Here is a 24,751-nt window from a genome sequence, read left to right on the forward strand (position 1 = left end):
GTCATGACAACCCCTCCGCGATCGGGCCGAGGGCCAGCGCCGGGAAGTACGTCAGACCGGTGATGATGAGGATCGTGCCGACCAGCAGCCCGGCGAAGAGCGGCTTCTCGGTACGCAGCGTGCCGGCGGTCTCCGGGACCGGCTTCTGCCCGGCCAGCGAGCCGGCCAGGGCCAGCACGAACACCATCGGCAGGAAGCGGCCGAGCAGCATCGCCAGCCCGATCGTGGTGTTGTACCAGGGCGTGTTGGCGTTCAGGCCGCCGAAGGCCGAGCCGTTGTTGTTGGCGCCGGAGGTGAACGCGTAGAGCACCTCGGAGAAGCCGTGCGGACCGGCGCCCAGCGCCTTGGTGTTGAGCATCGAGCCGAGCGCGTCCGGCAGCACCATCGAGGCGGCGGTGAAGCCGAGCACCAGCGTCGGGGTGATGAGGATGTAGCAGGCCGCGAGCTTGATCTCGCGGGTGCCGATCTTCTTGCCCAGGTATTCGGGGGTACGGCCCACCATCAGACCGGCGATGAACACCGCGATCACGGCCATCACGAGCATGCCGTACAGGCCGGAGCCGACGCCGCCGGGCGCGATCTCGCCGAGCATCATGCCCAGCAGCTGGATGCCGCCGCCGAAGGCCGTGAAGGAGTCGTGGAAGGAGTCCACCGCGCCGGTCGAGGTGAGGGTGGTGGCGACCGAGAAGATCGACGAACCGCCGATGCCGAAGCGGTTCTCCTTGCCCTCCATCGCGGCGCCGGCCGCCTGGAGCGCCGGGCCGCCGTGCGCGAACTCGGTCCACATCATCAGGGCGGTGAAGCCGAGCCAGATGACGCCCATCGTGGCCAGGACCGCGTACCCCTGCCGTACGTTGCCGACCAGCCGGCCGAAGGTACGGGTCAGCGAGAACGGGATGACCAGGATGAGGAAGACCTCGAAGAGGTTGGTGAAGCCGTCGGGGTTCTCGAAGGGGTGGGCGGAGTTGGCGTTGAAGTAGCCGCCGCCGTTGGTGCCCAGCTCCTTGATGACCTCCTGGGACGCGACCGCGCCGCCGCCGGTCTGCTGGGTGCCGCCCATGAACTGCCCGACCTCGTGGATGCCGGAGAAGTTCTGGATCGCACCGCACGCGACCAGCACGAGCGCACCGATGACCGCGATCGGTATGAGCACCCGTACGGTGCCGCGCACCAGGTCCGTCCAGAAGTTGCCCAGGTCGCCGGTACGGGTGCGGGAGAAGCCGCGTACGAGGGCGATGGCGACGGCCATGCCGGTCGCGGCCGAGACGAAGTTCTGCACCGCCAGGCCGGCCGTCTGCACGACGTGGCCCATGGCCTGTTCACCGCTGTACGACTGCCAGTTGGTGTTGGCCACGAACGACGCGGCGGTGTTGAACGCCTGGTCCGGGCTGATGGACGTGAAGCCGTACGACAGCGGCAGGGCGCCCTGGACGCGCTGGAGCAGGTAGAGGAAGAGCACGCCGGCCAAGGAGAACGCGAGGACGCCGCGCAGGTACGCGGGCCAGCGCATCTGCGTGTCCGGGTGGGCGCCGATGCAACGGTAGATGATCTTCTCGACGCGCAGGTGCTTGCGGGAGCTGTACACGGCGGCCATGTAGTCGCCGAGCGGGCGGTACGCCAGGGCGAGCGCGGCCACGAGCGCGATGAGCTGGAGCACGCCGGCCAGGATGGGGCTCATAAGGACGCTCAGAACCTCTCCGGGAAGACGAGGGCGAGGACCAGGTAGCCGAGCAGGGCGACGGCGACGATCAGGCCGACGACGTTCTCGATGGTCACAGCTTCGTCACCCCCTTGGCGACGAGGGCCACCAGCGCGAAGACCGCGAGCGTGGTGACGACGAAGGCCACGTCGGCCATCGTGTGCTCCTAGTGGGATCGGTGGAACTGACCCCTAGAGCAAACCCCCAACCTGACCCTTTCCGACCACCGTTGACGCCTCCCTTACGGCCATGAGCATTGCATTGACGATTCCCATACGCTTCCTGCCCTGACCTGCAAAAACACCGATGGGCCGCACCCCCCACAAGGGAGTACGGCCCACCGGCGACGCACGTTTCGAGCCACACGGGACGCCCGGGCGGGCGCCGCGCGTCAGCGGATCTCGGTGATCTCCGGGCCCCGTTCCAGGCGTTCGACGCCGCCGCCGAAGCGGGAGGTTTCGGAGGGGTCCTGCTGGACGCCGTCGGGGACCATCTGGGCGTCCTCGGGGAGCTTGAGGACGATGGGGTCGCGGGGGGCCATGGGGGCCTCGCCGCGGACGACGACGGTGTCCTTGAAGATGTGCTCCAGAATGCCGGCGGCCTCGGGCTGGACCGCGCCCTGGCCGGAGATGACGCCGCGCAGGAACCAGCGCGGGCCGTCGACGCCGACGAAGCGCACGACCTGGACGCCGTTGGTGCCGTCCGGGAGCTGGACGGGGACCTGGGCGCGCAGTTCCCAGCCCAGCGGGCCCTCGACCTCGTCGACGACGCCACCCTGCTGGGTGATGCCGGCGCCGATCTCCTCGCGGACCTCGCCCCAGATGCCCTCCTTCTTGGGCGCGGCGAACGCCTGGAGCTGTACGGCGCTGTCCTGGAGCACCACGGTCGCGGCGACGATCGCGTCGCCCGCGACCTCCACGCGCAGTTCCATGCCTTCCACGCCGGGCACGAACAGGCCGCCCAGGTCGACCCGTCCCTCGGCGGGGTCGGAGACCTCGGAGAGGTCCCACGGCCCGTCGGGCCGCGGGGCGGGCGGCAGGTTCACCCGCCGCTCCTCCTCGGCGGTCCCGGCTGCCTCATCCTCGGAGGCCGAGGCCGTCTCGTCGGTTTCCGCCGCGCGGGCCGACTCTGCGGGAGCCTCGTTCTTCTTGCGACGTCCGAACACGTCACTGTCCTTCCCGGTCGGCACCGACCGATGCGTATCCATTCCCACCCGTGGAGCCGTCCACCGCCGCATGACCACCGGTGGAACCGAATCCCCCCTCGGCCCGCGCCGAGCCGGGAAGTTCCGCCACCTCGTGGAAGCGCACCTTCTCGACCTGCTGGACGACCAGTTGGGCGATCCGGTCGAACCTCTCGAACCGCACACTGTCGCGCGGGTCCAGATTGACCACGATCACCTTGATTTCCCCACGGTACCCGGCATCCACCGTCCCGGGGGCATTCACGAGCGCCACTCCGCAGCGGGCGGCCAGGCCCGAGCGGGGGTGCACGAACGCCGCGTACCCGTCGGGGAGGGCGATGGACACTCCGGTGGGGAGCACCGCCCGCTCGCCCGGCGCGAGTTCCGCCGCCTCGGTGGTCACCAGGTCGGCACCCGCGTCACCGGGGTGCCCGTAGGCGGGCAGGGGTACGTCCGGGTCCAGACGACGGATCAGCACATCCACCGGATTGCGTACCTGACTCACGGGTTCACCTCAAAAGCACGAGCTCGCCTGACCTGGTCCGGATCGGCCATCGCGGCCTGGATCTCGGCCGGCCGTCCGTTGTCGATGAAGTGGTCGACCTTCACCTCGATGAACACGGCGTCCGCGCGCACCGCGACCGGGCCGTCCGGCCCGCCGATGCGGCCCACCGCCGTGGAGTAGATCTTCCGGCCGTGGACGGCGGTTATCTCCGCGTCCAGGTGCAGCACCGTACCGACCGGTACGGGCCGCCGGAAGTCGGTCTCCAGACGGCCGGTCACCGCGATCACCCGCAGCAGCCAGTTCAGCGAGCCCAGCGTCTCGTCCAGGGCGGTGGCCAGTACGCCGCCGTGCGCCAGACCCGGCGCTCCCTGGTGGGCCTCCTTGACCGTGAACTCGGCGGTCACCCGTACGCCGTCCTCGGCGCGGGCCTGGAGCTGCAGCCCGTGGGGCTGCGCCGCACCGCATCCGAAGCAGTGGCCGTAGTGCGCGCCGAGGAGCTCCCCGGGCGCGGGGGCGTCGGGGTGCCGCACCGGGGCGACGGCGTCGGCCGGTGGCGTCAGCCGCGTCGGGGCCTTGTCGGTTCCACTCACGAGTGCAGACCCTACCCGCGCGCGTAACCGGCCCGCGCCGCCGTGCCAAGCTGGAGCCATGCAGTCGTACGAAGAACGCCTCACCGCGCCCCGCTCCTGGTGGGTGATCGCCGGCCTGATCGGCGTGGCCTGCGCCCTGATGCTGCTCCCCCTGGGGACGCTGCCGATGCTCGGCGGGCTGATCGGCGGTGCGGCGCTGTCCGCGGTGGCGGTCAGCTCGTACGGCTCGGTGCGGATCCGCGTGGTGGGCGACTCGCTGATCGCGGGCGACGCCCGGATCCCGGTCTCGGCGCTGGGCGAGGCGCGGGCGCTGGACGCGGAGGAGGCGATGGCCTGGCGTACGCACAAGGCCGACACCCGCGCCTTCATGCTGCTGCGCAGCTATGTGCGGACCGCCGTGCGGATCGAGGTCACCGACCCGGCGGACCCGACTCCGTACGTCTACCTCTCGACCCGCGAGCCGGAGCGTCTGGTGGCCGCACTGGCGGCCGTACGGGCCTGAACCGCCCCCGGGGAGCCGGTCACGGCGGGCGGGGCACCACGGGCGGCACAGCGGCCTTTCCGGGCACACCGGAGGGGGTTGCGGCGGGCCCGTTGGAACCGTCAGCCGACGGGGAAGGGCGGTCGGGCCGGCGACGTCGCGGGGAGGGCCTCGGTGAAAGCCGCGGGTGGCTCCCCGCGGGGGTCACGGGCCGCCTCAGCCGGTTTCGCGGGGCGGCAGGGCCGTCGTCCCGGTGTCCGGCAGCGAGGTCGCCCCGGCGTCCGGCAGGGCGTCCCAGGGCACCTGCTGAGTACGCAGGTCGGCGCGGATCTTGTCCGCGAGCTTCTTCGTGTCCCGCCGGTTCATGAACGCGCCGACCGCGGCGCCGACCATGAACGGCGTCAGGTTCGGCAGGTTGCGCAGCGTGCGCTTCATGATCTGCTGGCGCAGTTCGCGCTTCATCTGGCCGCCGAGCGCCGCGTTGACCGTCGTGGGCTTGGTGACGTCGATGCCGCGCTCCTCGGTCCACGCCGTCAGGTAGGCGGTGGAGCGCTGCCGCAGGTTGCCGGGCGGGCGCAGGCCGTAGACCTCATGGAGCTCGGCGATGAGCTTGATCTCCACGGAGGCCACGCCAACGATCTCGGCGGCCAGCTCGGCCGGCATCGCGGGCGGCACCGGCAGCATCGCCGCCGCGCCCACTCCGGCGCCGACGGCGGCGGTGCCCCGGGTGGCTCCGAGGACGAGTTTGTCGGCCAGTTCCTCGGGGGTCAGGCCGGGGAACTGGCGGCGCAGCGTCGCCAGGTCGCGGACCGGGATCCGCGGGGCGCTGTCGATGATGCGCTCGGCAACGGCCGTCAGGCCCTTGCGGGCGCCCGTGCGGCCCTTCCTGGCACCGCGGCCCACAGCCGCCGCGAGCGAGGCCGCACGGCCTCGCTCCTCCAGTGCACCGGTCGTCCGGTCCGCGGGGAGGGCGGTCGGGTCGGCGGGCACGGGCGCTGTTTCGTCGCGTGATCGTGCGCCGGCCGCCGGGCCTTCGTCGCCCTTGCGTCCCTTACGGAACGGGTTCACGCCTGCCACGGCGTAGTCCGGTCCTCAGGCCGCGCAGTCGCGGCAGATCGGCTGACCGTTCTTGTCCTCCGCGGCCAGCTGGCTGCGGTGGTGGACCAGGAAGCAGCTCATGCACGTGAACTCGTCCTGCTGCTTGGGCAGCACCCGGACGGCGAGTTCCTCGTTGGACAGGTCGGCGCCGGGCAGTTCCAGGCCCTCGGCCTGCTCGAACTCGTCGACGTCGACGGCCGAGGCGGACTTGTCGTTCCGCCGCGACTTCAGTTCCTCGATGCTGTCCTCGTTGAGGTCGTCATCGGTCTTGCGTGGGGTGTCGTAATCCGTAGCCATGTCGCTCTCCCCCTCTGGGTGTCTGCGGTGTCTCCAGCGCACGTAACGCGTGAGAGGCCGGACTTGTGCCCGACCTGAGGCGGAGATTTTGCCTCACATCAAGGTCTGTTACTCAATCGACACCCAACCGCACCCCTGAAGAGGTGATCGGTTTGGATGGCGATCAGGACCGTACACGGTCCGAATGTCGCACCTCGCGCACGCCATCACGTGTACTTCCCGTGATCAAGGGCCTGGGAAACCCGGATTTTCCCGGCCTTCCGGCGGTCACGGCGATCACGGAGAGTGGATGGCCCGAATCTCGCGTCTGTGAGGGATCACACACGGACGGGCCGTCGGGCGGACCGTAGGAATTCAGCGCAAAGCGAACTCGGCGAAGGATCCATGGCCGCCCGCCGTCCCGTCAAGCCGGGGTGGTCGGCGTACGGAGGGCGACCCAGGGTGCCAAGAGGTGGGGTCCCGGGTCAAAACGGACAGCCGGCCCGTCGCGGTCGCGGACGGGGGCGCCGGTGGCCCGGCGCCCCGCCCTCACAGCGGCAGGACGACGCGCATCTCCAGGCCGCCGCCCTCGCGGGGCGTCGCCGTGATGCTGCCGTCGTGGGCGCGCACCACGCTCCGCACGATGGACAGGCCCAGACCGACGCCCTTGTCGCTGCCGGTGCGCTCGGTCCGCAGGCGCCGGAAGGGCTCGAAGAGGTTCTCCACCTCATAGGCCGGCACCGCCGGACCGGTATTGGTGACCACCAGCACCGCACAGCCGGGCTGCGGCTCGGTGGTGACCTCCACCCACCCCGCCTCGCCCCCGCCGTCCTCCTCCGAGGACACCGCACGCTGCGGCACGTTGTAGCGCACCGCGTTCTGCACCAGATTCAGCGCGATCCGCTCCAGCAGAACCCCATTGCCCTGCACGAACGCCTGCTGACGCACCCCCCGGATCTCCACCCCCTTGACCTGCGCCTCGGCCCGCGCCTGATCCAGCGCCCGGGAAGCGACCTCGGCCAGATCCACCGGCTTCTTGTCCACGATCTTGTTCTCGCTGCGGGCCAGCAGCAGCAACCCCTCCACCAGCTGCTCACTGCGCTCATTGGTCGCCAGCAGCGTCTTGCCCAGCTGCGCCAGCTCCGGCGACGCATCCGGATCGGCCAGCTGCACCTCCAGCAGCGTCCGGTTGATCGCCAGCGGCGTCCGCAGCTCATGCGAGGCATTGGCCACGAAACGGCGCTGCGACTCGAACGCCCGGTCCAGCCGGTCCAGCATCTCGTCGAAGGTGTCCGCCAGCTCCTTGAGCTCATCGTCCGGACCGCCCAGCTCGATACGGCGGTGCAGATCCGAACCCGCCACCCGCTGCGCGGTACGGGTGATCCGGCCCAACGGCGACAGCACCCGGCCCGCCATCGCGTACCCGAAGGCGAACGCGACCACGGTCAGCCCCAGCAACGCCAGCAGCGAACGGTTGAGCAGGGTGTTCAGGGCCTGCGCCCGCTGGTGCTGGAGGCAGCTCTGGATCGCCTGGGTGAAGATCTCACCCGAGCTCTCGTTGGGCAGGTTGCAGACGTTGCTGGTGGCCGCGAAGTTGCCGCGGAGGATCTTGACGGGCAGCTCGCTGCCCTCTTGCAGCGCGTTGGCGGCCAGCATGTAGATGATCGTGAGCAGCACGATGCCGGCCATCAGGAACATGCCGCCGTACAGCAGCGTGAGCCGTATCCGGATGGTCGGGCGGAGCCAGGGGAAGGGCCGGACGCCGACCGGCTTCGGGTCCCAGGTGGGCATGGGCGGGGCGGTGGGCGGCGGGGTGGACGCCTTGGAGGAGCTCGGCATCGCCGGTCAGATCCGGTAGCCCGAGCCCGGCACCGTGACGATGACCGCGGGTTCGCCCAGCTTGCGGCGCAGGGTCATGACCGTGACCCGGACGACGTTCGTGAACGGGTCGGTGTTCTCGTCCCACGCCTTCTCCAGCAGCTGCTCGGCCGAGACGACCGTGCCCTCGCTGCGCATCAGCACCTCCAGCACCGCGAACTCCTTCGGCGCGAGCTGGACCTCCTTGCCGTCGCGGAAGACCTCGCGGCGGTTCGGGTCCAGCTTGATGCCGGCCCGCTCCAGCACGGGCGGCAGGGCGACCGTCGTACGGCGGCCCAGGGCCCGCACCCGGGCGGTCAGCTCGGTGAAGGCGAACGGCTTGGGGAGGTAGTCGTCCGCGCCGATCTCCAGCCCCTCGACACGGTCGCTGACGTCACCGGAGGCGGTGAGCATCAGCACCCGGGTGGGCAGGCCCAGCTCGACGATCTTGCGGCAGACGTCGTCGCCGTGCACCAGCGGAAGGTCCCGGTCCAGCACCACCACGTCGTAGTCGTTGATCTCGATGCGTTCCTGGGCGGCCGCGCCGTCGTACACCACGTCGACGGCCATGGCCTCCCGGCGCAGCCCGGTGGCCACCGCATCGGCGAGCAGCTGCTCGTCCTCGACGACGAGAACACGCACGTCGCTAGTCCTTCCTCACAGCCCTGGGCGTACCGGGGCACGGCAAAATCGGAGCCCCTCCATCCTGCCCCGAACAGCTGTAAACCGGCAGTAAGGGGGGTGGGTGGCGGGGTACGGGGCACTCGCCCGCTGCCCGGAGCGCCGGACTCCGGCCCCGGAACGACGTCCTGGGGCCGTTTCCGGAATTCCCGTGCCGCTTGAGGTTTCCGTGAGGTTGCCCTTGGGGAGGACGACTGCACACCCGCGATCACGCCCTGTTCGGCGCCATGCCGCGCTCGATCCATTCGCAGGGACCACGCCGTGATCGTCCCGCCCGTCGGCACACCCCCGTGCCACCGACCCACGACGAGGGGGCGCACCATGGACGCGTTCACCGCAGGCATTCTGCAGCGCATACGGAACACCGAGGCCGACCTGGACCGGGCCCGCGAGTCGGGCGACGACTTCCTCGTCGAGGTGGAGCAGGCCGAGCTGGAGGATCTGCAGCGCCTTGCCAGCGAGCACGGCGTGCAGGTCACCGCAGCCACCGCCTGAGCACCTCCCGGCCGCACACGACGGCAGCGCCCCGGCCCCGCGAAGGGACCGGGGCGCTGTCATGCGTGGGCAGCGGGGCGCTGTCGTTGGGCCGGCACCGGGGCACGGGCGCGTCCGGGCTCCGGGGCGCGGGCCTCGGCCGGCACCCCACGGCCCGGGGTGCGGCGCCGCTCAGTCGTGCCAGGCGCCCAGCTCCTCCAGCAGCGGCTGGAGCGTGGCGAACACCTCCGGCGAGGCGGCCACGGCCAGGTCGTTCGAGGCGGGCTCGCCGGGCCGGCCGCCGGTCAGCGCGCCGGCCTCGCGCGCGATCAGGGCGCCGGCCGCCATGTCCCACGCGTTCAGCCCGCGCTCGTAGTAGCCGTCGAGCCGGCCGCAGGCCACGTCGCACAGGTCGATCGCGGCCGAGCCGCCCCGCCGGATGTCCCTGACCTGCGGCAGCAGGGTGCGCAGCACCTCGGCCTGGGCGGCGCGGCGCTCGCCGACGTAGGCGAAGCCCGTACCGATCAGGGCCTGGGACAGCGGCGGCGCGGGGCGGCAGCGGACCGGCTCGCCGTTGCGGAACGCGCCGCCGTCCAGGACCGCGTGGTACGTCTCGCCGCGCATCGGCGCCGCCACGACACCGGCGACGGTCTCGCCGTCCTGCTCGGCGGCGATGGACACCGCCCAGGACGGCAGCCCGTACAGGTAGTTGACCGTGCCGTCGACGGGGTCGATGACCCAGCGCACCCCGCTGCTGCCGGTGACGCTGGCGCCCTCCTCCCCCAGGAAGCCGTCGGCGGGGCGCCGCTCGGCGAGGAAGCCGGTGATCAGCTTCTCGCTGGCGATGTCCATCTCGGTGACGACGTCGATGGGGCTGCTCTTCGTGGCGGCCACGCCCAGGTCGGCGGGGCGGCCGTCGCGCAGCAGCTCGCCCGCGCGGCGGGCGGCCTCCAGGGCCAGGTCGAGAAGTTCGGCGTGCAGCGGATCGGTCACGGTGCTCCTTGCTCGTACGGGCCGCGGCGGGCGGCCGTGTCCGGCGGCGCGCCGCCGCCGTCGTCTGTGGTCCCGGTACGCGTGCCCGCTACCCCCGCGCCTCCGTGGCCGGCCCGGACCAGTCGGCGCCCGCGGCGGCCGGGCGCGGGGCGCGGGCCGGGCAGCAGCCGATCGGGCACACGTCGTGGCTCGGGCCCAGCTCGCCGAGGGCGCAGCGCGCCGGGGAGCCGCCCTGCTCGGCGGCGGCGCGCTCCAGCACCAGGTCGCGGACGGCCGCGGCGAAGCGCGGGTCGGCGCCGACGGTGGCGGAACGGGTGACGGGCAGGCCCAGTTCGGCGGCCTTGGCGGTGGCTTCGGTGTCGAGGTCGTACTTGACCTCCATGTGGTCCGAGACGAAGCCGATCGGGGCCATGACGACCGCGGGGACGCCGGCGCGGTGCACCTCTTCGAGGTGGTCGCAGATGTCCGGCTCCAGCCAGGGGATGTGCGGGGCGCCGCTGCGGGACTGGTAGACCAGCCGCCACGGGTGGTCCACACCGGTCTCCTCGCGGACCGCCGCCGCGATCACCCGGGCCACGTCCAGGTGCTGGGCGACGTACGCGCCGCCGTCGCCGTCCTCGGTGTGGTCCGCCGGGGTGCCGGAGGTGTCGGCCGCGGCGGTGGGGATGGAGTGGGTGGTGAAGGCGATGTGCGCGCCGTCGCGGACGTCCGCGGGCAGTTCGGCGAGCGAGGCGAGCACGCCGTCGACCATGGGGCGTACGAAGCCGGGGTGGTTGAAGTAGTGGCGCAGCTTGTCGACCTGCGGCACGGGCAGGCCGTCGGCCTGGAGAGTGGTCAGCGCGTCGGCCAGGTTCTCCCGGTACTGGCGGCAGCCCGAATACGAGGCATAGGCGCTGGTGGCGAGGACGGCGATCCGGCGGCGGCCGTCGCGGACCATCTCGCGCAGCGTGTCGACCAGGTAGGGCGCCCAGTTGCGGTTGCCCCAGTAGACCGGCAGGTCCAGGCCGTGTTCGGCGAAGTCCTTGCGCAGGGCGTCCAGCAGCTCGCGGTTCTGCGTGTTGATCGGACTGACGCCGCCGAACAGGAAGTAGTGCTGCCCCACCTCCTTCAGGCGCTCGCGGGGGATGCCGCGGCCGCGGGTGACGTTCTCCAGGAAGGGGACGACGTCGTCCGGGCCTTCGGGGCCTCCGAAGGACAGCAGCAACAGGGCGTCGTAGGGAGCGGGACTCCCCACGGCGGGTGAAAGGGGCGCATCGCACTGTTCGGGCATGGCTTCGATCCTGCCACCAGCCACTGACAGCCGGAAAACCGGAGGCGGCCACGCGGGCAGCACGCGTAAGCTGTGTCGGCCCCCGACATGCCTTACCGATACCCGGACGCACCGGCCATCGGCCCTCACCCCGGCGGAGTTCCCTTTTGCCCAGCCCCTACCGCGCGCTCTTCCGCACCCCCGGCACCAGGTCGTTCACCGCGGCCGGCTTCCTGGGGCGCATGACGCTGTCGATGACGAGCATCGGCATCGTCACGATGGTCTCCCTGATCACCGGCCGGTACGGCCTCGCGGGCGCGCTGGCGGCGACCGTCGCGATGGCCTCGGCGGTGCTCAGCCCGCAGGTCTCCCGCCTGGTGGACCGGCACGGCCAGCGCCGGGTGCTGCGCCCGGTCACCCTGATCTCGGCGGCCGCCATGGCGGGCCTGCTGGTGAGCGCGCAGCAGGGCTGGCCGGACTGGACGCTGTTCGTCTTCACCGCCTGCGCGGGCTGCGTACCGAGCGTCGGCGCGATGGTCCGGGCCCGCTGGGCGACCGTCCACCAGGACGCGCCGCGCATGCTGCACGCCGCGTACTCCTGGGAGTCGATCGTCGACGAGACGTGCTTCATCATCGGGCCGATCCTCTCGATCGGCCTGTCCACCTCCTGGTTCCCCGAGGCGGGCCCGCTGCTCGCGACGGTCTTCCTGGTGGCCGGGGTCTTCTGGCTGACGGCGCTGCGCGGGACCGAGCCGCCGCCGCACCCGCGCGAACAGCACAGCACGGGCTCGGCGTTGCGCTCGCGCGGCCTCCAGGTGCTGGTGATCACGTTCGTGGCGACCGGCGCGATCTTCGGGGCGATCGACGTGGTGACGCTGGCGTTCGCCGAGGCGGAGGGCCACCGGGGCGCCGCCAGCCTGGTGCTGGCGACCTACGCGCTCGGCTCGTGCACCGCCGGCGTGGTCTTCGGCATGCTGCACTTCAAGGGTCCGGCCGCCCGCCGGTGGCTGGTGGGCGTGTGTGCGATGGCCGTGAGTATGATCCCGCTCCAACTGGTCGGGAACCTGCCGTTCCTGGCCGTGGCGCTCTTCTTCGCGGGGCTGGCCATCGCACCGACGATGGTGACCACCATGGCCCTCGTCGAGCAGCACGTACCGCGCGCGAACCTGACCGAGGGCATGACCTGGACCAGTACCGGGCTCGCGGTCGGGGTGGCGCTCGGCTCGTCGGCCGCCGGCTGGGTGGTGGACGCGGCCGGGGCCGGCCGCGGTTACCTGGTGCCGGCCGTGGCGGGGGCGCTCGCGGCGGCGGTGGCGTTCCTCGGATACCGACGGCTGCGGCCGGCGCCGCAGCGTGAGGGGACGGTCGCAGATGGCCGAGGCACACAGCACGACCGGCAGGACCAGCACGGGGCCACGGACGGGCCGGGCCCGGACGGCACGGGGGAACAGGCCCCGGCCCGCCTGGCGTAACTGGGCGGGCAACGTCACCGTACGGCCGGCGCGGAGCGTCGCACCGGCCTCCACCGACGAACTGGCCGCCGCGGTCCGCGCGGCGGCGGCCGACGGACTGCCGGTCAAGGCGGCCGGCACCGGCCACTCCTTCACCGCGGCCGCCGCCACCGACGGGCTTCTCATACGGCCCGAGCGCCTGACCGGCATACAGAAGGTGGACCCCGCCGCCGGCACGGTGACCGTGGCGGCGGGCACCACCCTCAAGCACCTCAACCAGACCCTCGCCTCGCACGGCCTGTCGCTGGCCAACATGGGCGACATCATGGAGCAGACGGTGTCCGGCGCGGCGAGCACCGGGACGCACGGCACCGGCCGCGACTCGGCGTCCATCGCCGCGCAGATCACCGCGCTGGAACTGGTCACCGCCGACGGCTCGGTGCGCACCTGTTCCGCCACCGAGAACCCGGAGGTCTTCGCGGCGGCCCGGGTGGGCCTGGGCGCGCTGGGCGTGATCAGCTCGGTGACCTTCGCCGTACAGCCGCAGTTCTGGCTGACGGCCCGCGAGGAGCCGATGTCGTTCGCGCGGGTGACGGCCGAGTTCGACCGGCTCGTCGCCGAGAACGAGCACTTCGAGTTCTACTGGTTCCCACACACCGACAACTGCAACACCAAGCGCAACAACCGCAGCCTGGGCCCGGCCGCCCCGCTCGGCCGGATCAGCGGCTGGGTCGACGACGAGCTGCTCTCCAACGGGGTCTTCCGCGCCGCGTGCGCCGTCGGCCGGGCGGTGCCGGCCACCGTTCCGGGCATCGCCCGCCTCTCCAGCCGCGCGCTGTCCGCGCGGACGTACACCGACATCCCGTACAAGGTCTTCACCAGCCCCCGCCGGGTGCGCTTCATGGAGATGGAGTACGCGCTGCCGCGGGAGGCCGCCGTCGCGGCGCTGCGCGAGCTGCGGGCGCTGGTGGAGCGCGCGGACTTCCGGGTGAGCTTCCCGGTGGAGGTGCGCACCGCGCCGGCCGACGACATCCCGCTGTCCACCGCCTCCGGCCGGGACACCGCCTACCTCGCCGTACACATGTACCGGGGGACGCCGTACCGGGCGTACTTCAGCGCGGCCGAGCGGATCATGACGGCGCACGGCGGCCGGCCGCACTGGGGGAAGCTGCACAGCCGCGACGCCGCGTACCTGGCCGGCGTCTATCCGCAATTCGCGGAGTTCACCGCGCTGCGCGACCGGCTGGACCCGCAGCGCCTGTTCACCAACGCCTACCTGCGGCGCGTCCTGGGCGACTGACGCGGAGGCCGGTCCGCGCGGTAGCCCGGACGGCTGAAACGCCCAGCCGGCCTAATGTCCTGGACGGATGAACGGCCCGGCCGTTCCCCGGCCCGGCAGCACACCGGCCCGGACCCGGCGCGCTGCCGGGTCCGGGCCGGCCGGCCGCCGCCCGTGCGGGGCGGCCGGTTCCGTTCTCGGGCCCAAAGGGATTCGGTCCCGCCGGGGTACGGAATTCCGTCCCCGTGCCCCACTCGCGCCCAAGAGGGCGCCGAAGAGGATTGGGGCCTCGCCGCAGGGCGGCATTTAGTCCCGCGCGGGCACGGATTTCCGTACCGCGTTCACGAGGATTTCGGGTCCGGTGCCTGCCCGCCGCCGGGCTCCTGCTTGTTCCGGTCGGCCGGATCACCCTTGGAGTCGTCACCGCCCTTGCCGGTGTCGCCACCGGTGTCGCCGGGCTTCGACGGCTGCGGGCTGGGCGGCGGCGTGGGCTTGCCGCTCCGGCTCGCGTCCGGGCTCGGGGAGGGCGACGACTTGCCCGTGCCACCGGTGGTGCCGCCGTCGCCGGTACCGGTTCCGGTGGAACCGCTGGGACCGGGCGACGGGGTGCCGCCGGTACCGCCCGTGGAGTCGTTCCCGTGCGAGGTGCCGGGTGACGGCGAGTCCGGGACGGACGGCGTGTGGTCCTCGGACTTCTGCCCGCCGCCGCGGAAGACGTTGCCCACGGAGGTGCCCGGGCCACCGGACGCGTCGTGCCCGGTGAGCAGCTCGACGCCGGTGACGGCGCCCATCGACAGCACGAAGATCGCCAGCGCGGCCAGGGCCGGGCGCTTCCAGCCGCGCAGCCGGGTGCCGTACGTGGCGGTGCTGACCTCACCGGACCGCGGCACCGCGGTGGCGCCGGCCGGCCGGTGGCCGGGGCGCGCCTGCCCCAGCGCCACGGTCCGGTCGTCCAGCCGCGGCACCATCTGCGTCTTGTCGGTGGGCCGCCCGCCCGTACCGGTCCCGGCCTGCCCGAGGACCTGGGTGGCGTCCGCGTCCGGCCCGCCGGCCCGCGACGCGTCGGCCTGCGGCAGCAGTTGCGTACGGTCGGTGCCGTCGGCCCCGCGCGTGTCCTTGGCCGCGACGGAGGTGATCTCGTCCTCCGCGCCCTGCCGGTCGAAGGTGGGCAGCACCAGGCCGGTGCCCGCCTTGTCCCCCGGCGGTCTGCGGGACAGCGGTGAGCGGCGCGGTTTCGGCCGGGTGCCGACCGTCGCGGCCTCCTTGAGCTGCTCGCCGGTGCGCCGGAAGAGGTGCTGGAAGATCGAGCCACCGGTGGTGGCCACGACACTCACCACACCCGCGCCGATGATGGTCCCGTACACGCCGAGCTGCCCGGCGAGAAACGCGGCGACCGCTGCCGCGAGGGCACTGCCCGCGACCTGAGCGACGCTCAGGTCGAGCCGTTTCTCCTTGTTTTTCGTGTCGGTATCGCTTTTGTTGTCCATCTCCAGCCTTTGATCGCCCCTTCGATCCATCTTGCACGGACAAGTGACCTATGGGCGAAGCCGGCAGTTCCGATTCTGCGGATTCTGTGAACCTCGCCACCCGTCACGCGGTGTAGAGAGATCGACAAGGCGACCAACTCCCTTGGCGCCGGTGAACTTCGGCGGCGCGGCGGTCCACCTCAGTGGCCCGAATGGAGTACTGTGGCGAGCCCTGGCCCCGGAATCCCGTCCGGCTGCCCGGATACACGGGAAGGGGCCGGCAGGTGGCACTCACCCCCGGGTGCCGCCACCGGGCACGGGTGACTGGAAGCAGGAACAGGACATGGTCACTGAGCGTTGCGAACAGGTAACCGTGTCATAACGGCGTTTCTGGGCCAAGCCTCGACACGCCGGGTAACTCGGCAATGTTGTGGCAGGCTGCACCCGGGCAGGCCACACTCGACTAGCGGAAGCAGCGACGCACGTGACGTCGGCAGGCACCACCCGGGAGGTCCCCATGCCCGAACTGCGTGTCGTGGCCGTCTCCAACGACGGCACACGGCTGGTGCTCAAAGCTGCGGACAGCACCGAGTACACGCTTCCGATCGACGAACGGCTGCGCGCCGCGGTCCGCAACGACCGCGCACGGCTCGGCCAGATCGAGATCGAGGTCGAGAGCCACCTGCGCCCGCGGGACATCCAGGCGCGTATACGGGCCGGTGCCTCCGCCGAGGAGGTCGCCCAGCTCGCCGGCATCCCGGTCGACCGGGTGCGCCGCTTCGAGGGCCCGGTGCTCGCCGAGCGCGCCTTCATGGCCGAGCGGGCCCGTAAGACGCCCGTGCGCCGCCCCGGGGAGAACACCGGCCCACAGCTCGGCGAGGCCGTCGCGGAGCGGCTGCTGCTGCGCGGCGCCGACAAGGACTCCGTGCAGTGGGACTCCTGGCGGCGCGACGACGGCACCTGGGAAGTCCTGCTGGTCTACCGCGTCGCGGCCGAGCCGCACTCGGCGAGCTGGACGTACGACCCGCCGCGGCGGCTCGTGCAGGCCGTGGACGACGAGGCGCGGGCGCTGATCGGCGAGACCGACGACACCCCGGAGCCCAGCTTCCCGTTCGTGCCGCGGATCGCCCGGCTGCCGCGCGACCGGCCGCTGGACCGTGCCCTGGACCGCCAGACGTCCCCGGACCGCGACCGTGACCGTACGGGCGGCGAGGACGACGAGCAGGCGCGCGCCGAGGACGGTTCCGGCGAGCGCGACTCCCTCACCAGCCTCCTGGAGGCGGTGCCCAGCTTCCGCGGCGACATGGTCGTCCCGGAGACGGCGAAGGTGCCGCAGGAGGAGTCCGCCGAGGACGAGGAGCTGGAGGAGCCGGCCGCCCCGGCGGCGAGCGCGGGCGCGGGCTCGGCCTACGCCGACGTGCTCATGCCACGGGCGGTGGCCGGCCACCGCGACCGTCTGACGGGCACCACCGACCGGCAGGCCGAGGCCGACGGTGTCCGGCCGGGCCGGCGGGCCGCCGTGCCGAGCTGGGACGAGATCGTCTTCGGGACGCGGCGCAAGAAACCGGAGTGAGGACGGGCCGGTCGGGGGCACCGCCCTGCGGACCGGCCGTCACCGACCGGCCGCCGCTGCCACCGAGCGGCCACCGCTGCCCGGCTGCCGCGGGCCGCTGACACCTGACGCGACGGGCCACGTACGCCTGGCGATACCTGCCCGGCCGGGCAGGCCCGAAGACACCCCAGGGCACCCCGGATGGCCCGGCCCGCTCCCGGGCGCCCGCCCCACCACGCGGACGCCCGAGCGGCCTCGAGCAGCCGTCAGCCCGGCTGGTCTCCCGTGGCCACCGGGCGCGTCGGGTCGGCGGACCATTCGCTCCACGAGCCCACGTACAGCGCCGCCGGGACGCCCGCGACGGCGAGGGCCAGCACCTCCTGCGCGGCGGAGACGCCCGAACCGCAGTAGACCCCGACCTCGGCGTCCCGGGTGGCTCCGAGGACGGCGAAGCGGTCGGCCAGCTCGGCGGGCGGCAGGAACGTGCCGTCGGCGGTGAGGTTCTCGGTCGTCGGCGCGGACAGCGCGCCCGGGATGTGCCCGGCGACGCGGTCGATGGGCTCCACCTCGCCCCGGTAGCGCTCTCCGGCCCGCGCGTCCAGGAGGACACCGCGCCGGGCCAGGGCCGCCGCCTCGTCCGCCGTCAGCAGCGGCAGCGCGCCGGGCGCCGCGGCGAAGTCGCCGGTCTCCGGGGACGGCACGTCGGTGCTGAGCGCTCCGCCGGACGCGGTCCAGGCGGCCAGGCCGCCGTCCAGGACGCGTACCGAGGGGTGCCCGGTGTAGCGCAGCATCCACCAGGCGCGCGCCGCCGACCAGCCTCCCCCAGAGCTTCGCCCGGGAGGTGCCCCCAGCCCCCCGTCGTAGACGACGACCGGGCGGTCCACGGAGACCCCGGCGCGGCGCATGGTCTCCGCGAAGGCGTCGAGGTCCGGGAGCGGGTGGCGGCCGGCCGGGCCCGCCGGGCCCGCCAGCTCGGTGTCCATGTCCACGTAGACCGCGCCGGGTACGTGCCCGGCCTCGTACTCGGGGCGGCCGGGCGGGCCGCCGAGCCGGTAGCGGATGTCGAGGAGGACCGGCGGTGTCCCGGAGGCCAGTTCGTCCGCCAGCTCGGCCGCGGTGATGAGGGGATTCATGGGGGTCATCCTCGCGCAGGGACGGCCCCGCGCTGAAGGCGGCGTACGGATCAGCCGCGGCCACGGCCGGGTCGGTACGTGCCGTTTCCCGGGCGTTCCCGTACGGCAACGCCCGGGAAACGGATGCGAAACATCAAATCGGGCATGTTCCCACGGGAACGCGCCGAAGACGGCGCGGCCGGGGCGCGCACCGGATGAGGGGGTGCGAGCATCTGCACGGGACGGCGCACTCGCGCCCGGTCCCCGCACGGCCACCACCCCGATGGTCCGAGGAGAGAGTGACGATGACGACCGAGGCAACGACTCGGCGGACGCCCGGCGCGCCTTGCTGGGTGAGTCTCATGGTGCACGACCTGGCCGCGACCGAGCGGTTCTACGGTGCGCTGTTCGGCTGGGAGTTCAAACCGGGACCGCAGCACTTCGGTCCGTACGTCCGGGCGTATCTCCACGGGCGGGAGGTGGCCGGGATCGGGGAACTGGCGCCCGAACGTCAGCTTCGCGTCGCCTGGACCACGTATCTCGCGAGTGACGACGCGGACACCGCGGCCGAGCAGATCCGCTGCTGCGGCGGCACGGTCGCGGTCGGGCCGCTGGACGCGGACGACGAGGCCGGGCGGATGGCCATCGCCTCCGACCCGCAGGGCGCGGTCTTCGGGCTGTGGCAGGGCAAGGAGATGGTGGGCGCGGCGCTGGTCGGGGTGCCCGGCGCGCCGGTGTGGAACGAGCTGGTGACCCGGGAGACGGACGTCGCCTCCTTCTACGAGGCGGTGTTCGGCTACGAGACCCGCCCGGAGACGGCGGCCGGTCCCGGCTACCTGACGCTGCATCTGAAGGGCCGGGCGGTGGCGGGCATCCACGGCGCGGGCGAGGCGCTGCCGCGCGAGCCGGGGCCGCACTGGGTGACGTACTTCGCCGTCGCGGACGCCGATGCCGCGGTGCGGCGGGTGGTGGAACTGGGCGGCCAGGAGGTACGGGCGGCCCGGGACACCGGGTACGGGCGGGTGGCGATGGTGGCCGACCCGGAGGGCGCGGTGTTCGCCCTTCTCCAGCAGCAGGGCTGAGCGGCTGGGCGCGGGGGCGTGCCTCGGCGCGTCCCCACAGCCGCGGCGCGCGCTACTTTGCCGTGTCCACCGGGAGCACATCCGGGGAGAGTGCCGCCGCGTGGGCGGCGGCGGCGGTCTGGCGGCGCCGGTGGTGGCGGCGGCAGAGCACCTCGTAGCCGACCTCCGCGGGGGCGCTGTGGACGTCGCCGATGACGACCTGCGCGCCCTCGACGACCATCTGGCCGTCGAGGGTACGGGCGTTGTGCGTGGCGCGCGCGCCGCACCAGCACAGGGCCTCCACCTGGAGGACCTCTATCCGGTCGGCCAGTTCCACCAGGCGCTGGGAGCCGGGGAAGAGCTTGCTGCGGAAGTCGGTGCTGATGCCGAAGGCGAAGACGTCCAGCTCCAGGTCGTCGACGACGCGGGCGAGCTGGTCGACCTGGTCCGGGGTGAGGAACTGCGCCTCGTCGGCGATGACGTAGTCGACCCGGCCGCCGGAGCTGAGCGTGCTGACGATGTGGGCGTAGAAGTCCATCTCGTCGGTGGCCTCGACGGCCTCGGTGACCAGCCCGAGGCGGGAGGAGAGCTTGCCGCGGCCGGCCCGGTCGTCGCGCGCGTAGATCATCCCTTGCAGGCCGCGGGCCGAGCGGTTGTGCTCGATCTGCAGAGCGAGGGTGCTCTTTCCGCAGTCCATCGTTCCGGAGAAGAACACCAGCTCGGGCATGGGAGAACGCGGGCCTTTCGGGCTCGTATCGGGCGGGGCGGGCGGGGCACGCGGACGTGCGCCCGCCGTGCGGCGGGGCGGGGCGGGCGCGTGGGGCTCAGGTACGGACTTCGAGGAGCGGGACGAGTTGTTCGGCCGGGGTCATCGAGCCGTGCATGCCGACCATCTCGGACTCGCGCGGCTCGGTCCGGCGCGCCACGATCACCATGTCGGCGTGCGCGGCGGCGACGACGTCGCCGATACGGGCCCGGACCCGGTCGTCGACCCGGGGGCCGAACCAGCCGGCGGCGATGGCCTCGTCACGGCCCGCCACCCACATATGTTCCCCGACCACTTCGCGCCACACCGCGAGCACGTCACCGGCCGCCCCGGGGTGGGCGTACACATGCCGCGCACGCCCCTCGCCGCCCAGCAGCCGCACACCGGCACGCAGTTCCCAGTCCTCGTCGAAGTCGATACGGGACTCCGGGTCGAACGGGATGTCGATCATGCCGTGGTCGGCGGTGACGTACAGGGCGGAGCGCGGCGGCAGTTGTTCGGCCAGCCGCTGGGCGAGCCGGTCGACGTACATCAGCTGGCCGCGCCAGGCGTCGGAGTCGATGCCGTAGCGGTGCCCGGCGCCGTCCACCTCCGCGTAGTACGTGTAGACCAGCGAGCGGTCGGCGGCGGCGAGCTGTTCGGCCGCCAGGTCCATCCGCTCCTCGCCGGCCAGCCGGCCGTGGAACGTGCCGCCGCTGAGCGCGATCTCGGTGAGCGGGGTGCGTGCGAAGTTCGGCGAGGAGACCTGGCAGGTGTGGATGCCGGCGGCGTGCGCCTGCTGGAAGACGGTCGGGTACGGCTGCCAGGCGTGCGGGTCGGTCCACGGCTGCCAGCGCAGCTGGTTCATCAGCTCGCCGCTGTCCGGGTTCAGACAGGTGTAGCCGGCCAGGCCGTGCGCGCCGGGCGGCAGGCCGGTGCCGACCGAGGCGAGCGAGGCGGCGGTGGTGGCCGGGAAGCCGGCGGTGATCGGGCGGCCGGTGCGGTTGAACGAACTGTCCAGAAGGGACGTCAGGAACGGCGCCTCGTCCGGGTGGTCCCGCAGCAGCTGCCAGCCGAGGCCGTCGATGAGGAAGACGCAGACGCGGTCGGCGGGGGCGAGGTCCATGCCCGGCGCGCCCGCCTCCGGGATGCCGGGCAGGGTCAGGCCCTGGCCGGCGGTGATGGTGGGCAGCAGGTCGGCGAGCGAGCCGGTGCCGTAGCGGGGCACCGGCGCGCCGGCCAGGTCGAGCGGTTCCGGTTCCGGCCAGGCGGGGGCGGCGTGCGCCATCAGCGGGTGGTGGCCGCGGTGGCCTCGGACAGGGCCTGGGCGAAGGCGAGCGTCTGCCGGACGGTGTCCGGGCCGTCGCCGGCCTCGCTGACCCGCAGCGACAGGTCGTCGGCGGTCGAGGAGCCGGTGTAGCCGTGGTCCGCCTCGCAGTTGGGGTCGCCGCAGGTGGCGGGCTCCAGGTCCAGCCGGGCGACGGCGCCCCAGCCGATGGTCAGCACAACCTCGCGGGGCAGCCGGCCCGGGGTGTACGACTCGGGGTTGGCGACCACCCGGCTGAGCACGACGGACGAGATCCGGCCGAGCTTGACCGACTCGGTGGAGGTGGTCGCGTACGGCGAGGGGGAGGTGTCGTCGGCGGACTGCTCGTCGGTGTGGCTGACGATGAAGCGGGTGCCCGTCAGGACCAGGACCGTGACGTGGCGGCGGACCTCGTTGGCGTCGAAGGTCGTCTCCTGGTGGACCAAGTACGAGACCACCGGCTCGCCGCCGACCGCGGCCTGCACCGCCTCGGCCACCAGGGCCGGGTAATAGCCGCTGCGCTCGATCGCCGCGCGCAGCCCTTGGGTCGTCGTACCGGTCTTAGCCATGCGGCCCATCTTACGGGGCGTACCGGCCGGGGCGGGTCCGCGAGCCGCTGTCCGCCACCGGCCGGGCACCGCACGCTCAGTAGACGGACATGCGGCGGGGGCCGAGGTCGGTGGTGGCCGGCGGGCGGGCCAGCCGGACCGTGGCGTCCAGCACGGCGAGGCCGTGCGGGGCGACGACGACGGGCTCCAGGTCCACGCCGACGACCTCGGGATGGTCGTCGACCAGCCGGGAGACCCGCAGCAGCAGGTCCTCCAGGGCGGCGGTGTCCACCGGCTGGCTGCCGCGCCAGCCGAACAGCAGCGGGGCCGTGCGGATGGAGCGGATCTGCTCGGCGACGTCGCGGTCGGTGGCCGGGATGAGGCGGTGCGCCGTGTCGCCGAGCAGCTGCGAGGGGGCGCCGGCCAGGCCGAAGGAGAGGACGGCGCCGGCGGCCGGGTCGATGGCGGCGCGGATGACCGTGTCCACGCCGCGCGGCACCATCGGCTGGACGACCGGGCGCAGCTCCTCGGGCTTGCCGAGGAAGTCGGTCAGCTCGGCGTAGGCGCGGCGCAGCTCCGCCTCGCCGGTCAGGTCGAGGCGGACGCCGCCGAGGTCGGGGCGGTGCCGCAGGTGGGGGGCGGTGGTCTTCAGGGCGACCGGGTAGCCCAGGCGGGCGGCGGCGCGGACGGCGGTGTCCGGGTCGGGGGCCGGGTGGGCGGGGCGGACGTGGATGCCGTAGCGGGCCAGGAGGGCGTGGGCGTCCTCGGCGGGCAGCGGGACGGAGCGGGTGATGTCGGCGTGCCGGGCGAGTCCGTCGAGGAGCCGGTCGATGTCGGCGCCGGCGGCGGCCTCCTCGATGTCCTCGTACTCGGGCACGCGGCCGGGGTCGGCGGCGTCCCGGCGCCATTTCGCGTACCGCACCGCCTGGGCGAGCGACCGGACGGCGCGCTCGGCGGCGGGGTAGACCGGTATCAGCGGGGCGGGCGGGGGGCCGGGCGTGTCGGAAGGGGTCCGCGGGGCTTGTGCGGCGTCCGTGGGGGCCGCCGGGCCGTCCGGGGCGGGTGCGGGACCGGCGGACGGCGGCGGAGCCGCGAGGGCGTCGGCGAGGGCGTCCATGGCCAGGTGGACGACCGTGACCGGCTTCGCGGGCGCGGCGGACGAGGCGGCCTCGCGCAGCGCCGCGGCGAGGTCGGCGCCCTCGCCCGGGGAGGCGGCACCCTCCTCCCCCACCCACGGGATGGCGGTGACGACGACGGCGTCGCAGAGCCCGTTGGCCAGGGCGGCGGACAGGGCCGTACAGAAGTCCGCCGGGGTGGCCGCGGCGGCGAGCACATGGGGGCGCAGCGGGCGCAGCCCCTCGGTGAGACAGGCGTCGTACGTCAGCAGGGCGAGGGCCTCGGAATTGCCGAGGATGGCGACGCGCGGGCCGCCCGGCAGCGGCTGGGAGGCCAGCAGCAGCCCGGCGTCGATCAGTTCCGTGACCGTGTCCACGCGGATCACGCCGGCCTGGCGCATCAGGGCGGAGACCGTGCTGTCGGGGATGCGGACCGTGGGGACGGTGTGGCCGAGCGGCGCGGTGCCGGTGTGGCGGGCGCCCTTGGCCACGACCACGGGTTTGACGGCGGACGTCCGGCGCGCGAGGCGCATGAACTTGCGGGGGTCGCCGATCGACTCCAGGTAGAGCAGCGCCACGTCGGTGGCGGGGTCGTCGTACCAGTACTGGAGCAGGTCGTTGCCGGAGAGGTCGGCGCGGTTGCCGGCCGACAGGAAGGTGGAGATGCCGGCGATCGAGCCGTCGCCGGGGCCGTACCGGTGCAGGCCGCTGAGCAGGGCGATGCCGATCGCCCCGGACTGGGTGAACAGGCCGATGCGTCCGGCGCCGGGCATCTGGGGGGCGAGCGAGGCGTTCAGCCGGGCCTCGGGGGCGGTGTTGATCAGGCCGAAGGCGTTCGGGCCGATGAGGCGCATGCCGTACGACCGGGCCTGGTGGAGCAGGGCGCGCTGGCGCTCGCGGCCCTCGGGGCCGGACTCGGCGTATCCGGAGGAGAGGATCACCAGGCCGCGCACGCCGTGCTCGCCGCAGTCCCGGACCACGCCGGGGACCTGGGCGGCGGGCACCGCGATCACCGCGAGGTCGACGGGCTCGGGGATCTCGGGCACCGAACGGTGTCCCGGCACGCCCTCGGGGGCGAGGCGGGTGCCGCCCTCGGGGAAGGCGTGGTTGACCGCGTACACCCGGCCCGGGTAGCCGGAGCCGAGGAGGTTGCGCAGGACCGAGCGGCCGACGCCGCCGGGGGCGCGGCCGGTGCCGATGACGGCGACCGCGCCGGGGGCGAGCAGGCGCTGCACGGAGCGGGCCTCGGCGCGCTGCTCCCGGCCGCGCATGACGGCCATGGACTGCTCGGTGGGCTCCAGGTCGAACTCCAGCCGCACGACGCCGTCCTCGAAGGTGCGCTGCTGGGTGTACCCGGCGTCGGTGAAGACCTTGATCATCTTGGAGTTGGCGGGCAGCACCTCGGCGGCGAACCGGCGGATGCCGCGCTCGCGGGCGACCGCGGCGATGTGCTCCAGGAGCGCGGAGGCCACCCCGCGGCCCTGGTGGGCGTCCTGGACCAGGAAGGCGACCTCGGCCTGGTCGGCGCCGGGCTCCTTGGCGGGCCGGCCGCGCTCGTCGATGCGGTCGTAGCGGACGGTGGCGATGAACTCGCCGCCGACGGTGGCCGCCAGGCCGACCCGGTCGACGTAGTCGTGGTGGGTGAAGCGGTGCACGTCGCGGTCGGACAGGCGCGGGTAGGGCGCGAAGAAGCGGTAGTACTTCGACTCGTCCGAGACCTGTTCGTAGAAGGAGACCAGGCGCTGGGCGTCGTCGGGGGTGATGGGGCGGATGCGCGCGGTGCCGCCGTCGCGCAGCACGACATCGGCCTCCCAGTGGGCCGGGTAGACGCTGTCCGACGGGCTCTGCATGGGGGACAGCGTACGGCCCGGCACCGACAACCGGCTCGGCATGCGCGGCCGCCGGGGCCCGGGCAGGCTGGGACGGACCGGCGGGTCCCCGGATGCGGACGGACCGGCGGGTCCCGGATGGCGGACGGTCCGGCCGCGCGCCCGCGACCTGCCGGTAGCGTGCCGACGGCCCGCGGGGTA

Annotated in this window: 23 protein-coding genes; 6 read left to right on the forward strand and 17 right to left on the reverse strand. The window is 73.2% G+C overall.

Annotated features, from left to right (window positions below):
* Position 1: 1 nt before the first annotated feature.
* The 5 genes from kdpA to ACH4FX_RS21095 all read right to left on the reverse strand — a co-directional run bounded on the left by kdpA (position 2) and on the right by ACH4FX_RS21095 (position 3,977).
* Entirely contained in the window at positions 2-1,678 is a 1,677-nt protein-coding gene (gene kdpA, locus ACH4FX_RS21075; protein ID WP_398481064.1) for a potassium-transporting ATPase subunit KdpA, read from the reverse strand.
* Between the two features lie 8 nt (positions 1,679-1,686).
* On the reverse strand, positions 1,687-1,776 hold the full coding sequence (gene kdpF / locus ACH4FX_RS21080; RefSeq protein ID WP_003982525.1) for a K(+)-transporting ATPase subunit F: 90 nt from the start codon (positions 1,774-1,776) through the stop codon (positions 1,687-1,689).
* 314 nt (positions 1,777-2,090) lie between these two features.
* Positions 2,091-2,864 (reverse strand): DUF3710 domain-containing protein, encoded by a 774-nt coding sequence (locus ACH4FX_RS21085; RefSeq protein WP_398481066.1) that lies wholly within the window; start codon positions 2,862-2,864, stop codon positions 2,091-2,093.
* A gap of 1 nt (position 2,865) precedes the next feature.
* Positions 2,866-3,387, reverse strand: coding sequence for a dUTP diphosphatase (gene dut / locus ACH4FX_RS21090; RefSeq protein ID WP_030678101.1), 522 nt, complete (start codon positions 3,385-3,387; stop codon positions 2,866-2,868).
* The gene (locus ACH4FX_RS21095; RefSeq protein WP_398481068.1) at positions 3,384-3,977 is read right to left on the reverse strand and encodes a PaaI family thioesterase; all 594 of its coding nucleotides are present in this window, start codon (positions 3,975-3,977) and stop codon (positions 3,384-3,386) included. Before ACH4FX_RS21095 ends, dut begins: the two co-directional genes overlap by 4 nt.
* A 58-nt stretch (positions 3,978-4,035) precedes the next feature.
* On the opposite strand from ACH4FX_RS21095, the gene ACH4FX_RS21100 reads away from it, so the two are divergent.
* The gene (locus ACH4FX_RS21100; protein ID WP_398481070.1) at positions 4,036-4,479 is read left to right on the forward strand and encodes a DUF3093 domain-containing protein; all 444 of its coding nucleotides are present in this window, start codon (positions 4,036-4,038) and stop codon (positions 4,477-4,479) included.
* 195 nt (positions 4,480-4,674) lie between these two features.
* Here ACH4FX_RS21100 and ACH4FX_RS21105 read toward each other — a convergent pair whose 3' ends face one another.
* The 4 genes from ACH4FX_RS21105 to ACH4FX_RS21120 form a co-directional block, all read right to left on the reverse strand.
* Positions 4,675-5,535 (reverse strand): hypothetical protein, encoded by an 861-nt coding sequence (locus tag ACH4FX_RS21105; RefSeq protein WP_398481072.1) that lies wholly within the window; start codon positions 5,533-5,535, stop codon positions 4,675-4,677.
* A gap of 15 nt (positions 5,536-5,550) precedes the next feature.
* On the reverse strand, positions 5,551-5,853 hold the full coding sequence (locus ACH4FX_RS21110) for a DUF4193 domain-containing protein (protein ID WP_003982531.1): 303 nt from the start codon (positions 5,851-5,853) through the stop codon (positions 5,551-5,553).
* 528 nt (positions 5,854-6,381) lie between these two features.
* Positions 6,382-7,671: a sensor histidine kinase gene (locus tag ACH4FX_RS21115; protein ID WP_398481074.1), complete on the reverse strand. Its 1,290-nt coding sequence runs from the start codon at positions 7,669-7,671 to the stop codon at positions 6,382-6,384.
* Between the two features lie 6 nt (positions 7,672-7,677).
* Positions 7,678-8,331 carry a response regulator transcription factor gene (locus ACH4FX_RS21120; RefSeq protein WP_385241594.1) on the reverse strand — a complete coding sequence of 218 codons (654 nt, stop codon included), beginning with the start codon at positions 8,329-8,331 and terminating at the stop codon, positions 7,678-7,680.
* A gap of 360 nt (positions 8,332-8,691) precedes the next feature.
* Here ACH4FX_RS21120 and ACH4FX_RS21125 point away from each other — a divergent pair, with 360 nt between their 5' ends.
* A complete protein-coding gene (locus ACH4FX_RS21125; protein WP_398481076.1) occupies positions 8,692-8,865 on the forward strand; it encodes a hypothetical protein in 174 nt (57 codons plus the stop codon).
* A gap of 171 nt (positions 8,866-9,036) precedes the next feature.
* Here the strand turns inward: ACH4FX_RS21125 and ACH4FX_RS21130 are convergent, their stop codons facing one another.
* Positions 9,037-9,837 (reverse strand): inositol monophosphatase family protein, encoded by an 801-nt coding sequence (locus ACH4FX_RS21130; RefSeq protein ID WP_398481077.1) that lies wholly within the window; start codon positions 9,835-9,837, stop codon positions 9,037-9,039.
* A gap of 88 nt (positions 9,838-9,925) precedes the next feature.
* Positions 9,926-11,107, reverse strand: a complete 1,182-nt coding sequence (locus tag ACH4FX_RS21135) for a ferrochelatase (RefSeq protein ID WP_398481079.1) — start codon at positions 11,105-11,107, stop codon at positions 9,926-9,928.
* Positions 11,108-11,253: 146 nt separating this feature from the next.
* Between ACH4FX_RS21135 and ACH4FX_RS21140 the strand changes: the two genes are divergently transcribed.
* Both ACH4FX_RS21140 and ACH4FX_RS21145 read left to right on the forward strand, forming a co-directional pair.
* Positions 11,254-12,558 (forward strand): MFS transporter, encoded by a 1,305-nt coding sequence (locus tag ACH4FX_RS21140; RefSeq protein ID WP_398481081.1) that lies wholly within the window; start codon positions 11,254-11,256, stop codon positions 12,556-12,558.
* Positions 12,458-13,837 carry a D-arabinono-1,4-lactone oxidase gene (locus tag ACH4FX_RS21145; RefSeq protein ID WP_398481083.1) on the forward strand — a complete coding sequence of 460 codons (1,380 nt, stop codon included), beginning with the start codon at positions 12,458-12,460 and terminating at the stop codon, positions 13,835-13,837. Before ACH4FX_RS21140 ends, ACH4FX_RS21145 begins: the two co-directional genes overlap by 101 nt.
* 320 nt (positions 13,838-14,157) lie before the next feature.
* Here the strand turns inward: ACH4FX_RS21145 and ACH4FX_RS21150 are convergent, their stop codons facing one another.
* Positions 14,158-15,303: a hypothetical protein gene (locus ACH4FX_RS21150; protein WP_398481085.1), complete on the reverse strand. Its 1,146-nt coding sequence runs from the start codon at positions 15,301-15,303 to the stop codon at positions 14,158-14,160.
* 496 nt (positions 15,304-15,799) lie between these two features.
* Here ACH4FX_RS21150 and sepH point away from each other — a divergent pair, with 496 nt between their 5' ends.
* Complete coding sequence (gene sepH / locus ACH4FX_RS21155; protein WP_398481087.1) at positions 15,800-16,855, forward strand: septation protein SepH; 1,056 nt, start codon at positions 15,800-15,802, stop codon at positions 16,853-16,855.
* A gap of 245 nt (positions 16,856-17,100) precedes the next feature.
* Here sepH and ACH4FX_RS21160 read toward each other — a convergent pair whose 3' ends face one another.
* A complete protein-coding gene (locus ACH4FX_RS21160; RefSeq protein WP_398481088.1) occupies positions 17,101-17,967 on the reverse strand; it encodes a sulfurtransferase in 867 nt (288 codons plus the stop codon).
* A gap of 284 nt (positions 17,968-18,251) precedes the next feature.
* Here ACH4FX_RS21160 and ACH4FX_RS21165 point away from each other — a divergent pair, with 284 nt between their 5' ends.
* Complete coding sequence (locus tag ACH4FX_RS21165) at positions 18,252-19,028, forward strand: VOC family protein (protein WP_398481090.1); 777 nt, start codon at positions 18,252-18,254, stop codon at positions 19,026-19,028.
* 52 nt (positions 19,029-19,080) lie between these two features.
* On the opposite strand, the gene ACH4FX_RS21170 is transcribed toward ACH4FX_RS21165, so the two are convergent.
* The 4 genes from ACH4FX_RS21170 to ACH4FX_RS21185 all read right to left on the reverse strand — a co-directional run bounded on the left by ACH4FX_RS21170 (position 19,081) and on the right by ACH4FX_RS21185 (position 24,571).
* On the reverse strand, positions 19,081-19,734 hold the full coding sequence (locus tag ACH4FX_RS21170) for a thymidine kinase (protein WP_398481092.1): 654 nt from the start codon (positions 19,732-19,734) through the stop codon (positions 19,081-19,083).
* A 97-nt stretch (positions 19,735-19,831) separates the two neighbouring features.
* Positions 19,832-21,040 (reverse strand): alkaline phosphatase family protein, encoded by a 1,209-nt coding sequence (locus tag ACH4FX_RS21175; RefSeq protein WP_398481094.1) that lies wholly within the window; start codon positions 21,038-21,040, stop codon positions 19,832-19,834.
* Complete coding sequence (locus ACH4FX_RS21180; RefSeq protein ID WP_003981824.1) at positions 21,040-21,627, reverse strand: DUF5998 family protein; 588 nt, start codon at positions 21,625-21,627, stop codon at positions 21,040-21,042. Before ACH4FX_RS21180 ends, ACH4FX_RS21175 begins: the two co-directional genes overlap by 1 nt.
* Positions 21,628-21,703: 76 nt before the next feature.
* On the reverse strand, positions 21,704-24,571 hold the full coding sequence (locus ACH4FX_RS21185) for a GNAT family N-acetyltransferase (RefSeq protein WP_398481096.1): 2,868 nt from the start codon (positions 24,569-24,571) through the stop codon (positions 21,704-21,706).
* Between the last annotated feature and the right edge of the window lie 180 nt (positions 24,572-24,751).

Source organism: Streptomyces sp. NPDC018019, from assembly GCF_044327805.1.
In the GTDB taxonomy this organism is placed as follows: domain Bacteria; phylum Actinomycetota; class Actinomycetes; order Streptomycetales; family Streptomycetaceae; genus Streptomyces.

Bases quoted from the DNA above. Each gene is read 5' to 3' on its own strand.
- ACH4FX_RS21165 (WP_398481090.1), top strand. From the start codon at position 18,252: ATGACGACCGAGGCAACGACTCGGCGGACGCCCGGCGCGCCTTGCTGG.
- sepH (WP_398481087.1), top strand. From the start codon at position 15,800: ATGCCCGAACTGCGTGTCGTGGCCGTCTCCAACGACGGCACACGGCTG.
- ACH4FX_RS21150 (WP_398481085.1), bottom strand. From the start codon at position 15,303: ATGGACAACAAAAGCGATACCGACACGAAAAACAAGGAGAAACGGCTC.
- ACH4FX_RS21100 (WP_398481070.1), top strand. From the start codon at position 4,036: ATGCAGTCGTACGAAGAACGCCTCACCGCGCCCCGCTCCTGGTGGGTG.
- ACH4FX_RS21145 (WP_398481083.1), top strand. From the start codon at position 12,458: ATGGCCGAGGCACACAGCACGACCGGCAGGACCAGCACGGGGCCACGG.
- ACH4FX_RS21110 (WP_003982531.1), bottom strand. From the start codon at position 5,853: ATGGCTACGGATTACGACACCCCACGCAAGACCGATGACGACCTCAAC.
- ACH4FX_RS21170 (WP_398481092.1), bottom strand. From the start codon at position 19,734: ATGCCCGAGCTGGTGTTCTTCTCCGGAACGATGGACTGCGGAAAGAGC.
- ACH4FX_RS21160 (WP_398481088.1), bottom strand. From the start codon at position 17,967: ATGAATCCCCTCATCACCGCGGCCGAGCTGGCGGACGAACTGGCCTCC.
- ACH4FX_RS21185 (WP_398481096.1), bottom strand. From the start codon at position 24,571: ATGCAGAGCCCGTCGGACAGCGTCTACCCGGCCCACTGGGAGGCCGAT.
- kdpA (WP_398481064.1), bottom strand. From the start codon at position 1,678: ATGAGCCCCATCCTGGCCGGCGTGCTCCAGCTCATCGCGCTCGTGGCC.
- ACH4FX_RS21175 (WP_398481094.1), bottom strand. From the start codon at position 21,040: ATGGCGCACGCCGCCCCCGCCTGGCCGGAACCGGAACCGCTCGACCTG.
- ACH4FX_RS21180 (WP_003981824.1), bottom strand. From the start codon at position 21,627: ATGGCTAAGACCGGTACGACGACCCAAGGGCTGCGCGCGGCGATCGAG.
- ACH4FX_RS21135 (WP_398481079.1), bottom strand. From the start codon at position 11,107: ATGCCCGAACAGTGCGATGCGCCCCTTTCACCCGCCGTGGGGAGTCCC.
- ACH4FX_RS21125 (WP_398481076.1), top strand. From the start codon at position 8,692: ATGGACGCGTTCACCGCAGGCATTCTGCAGCGCATACGGAACACCGAG.
- ACH4FX_RS21115 (WP_398481074.1), bottom strand. From the start codon at position 7,671: ATGCCGAGCTCCTCCAAGGCGTCCACCCCGCCGCCCACCGCCCCGCCC.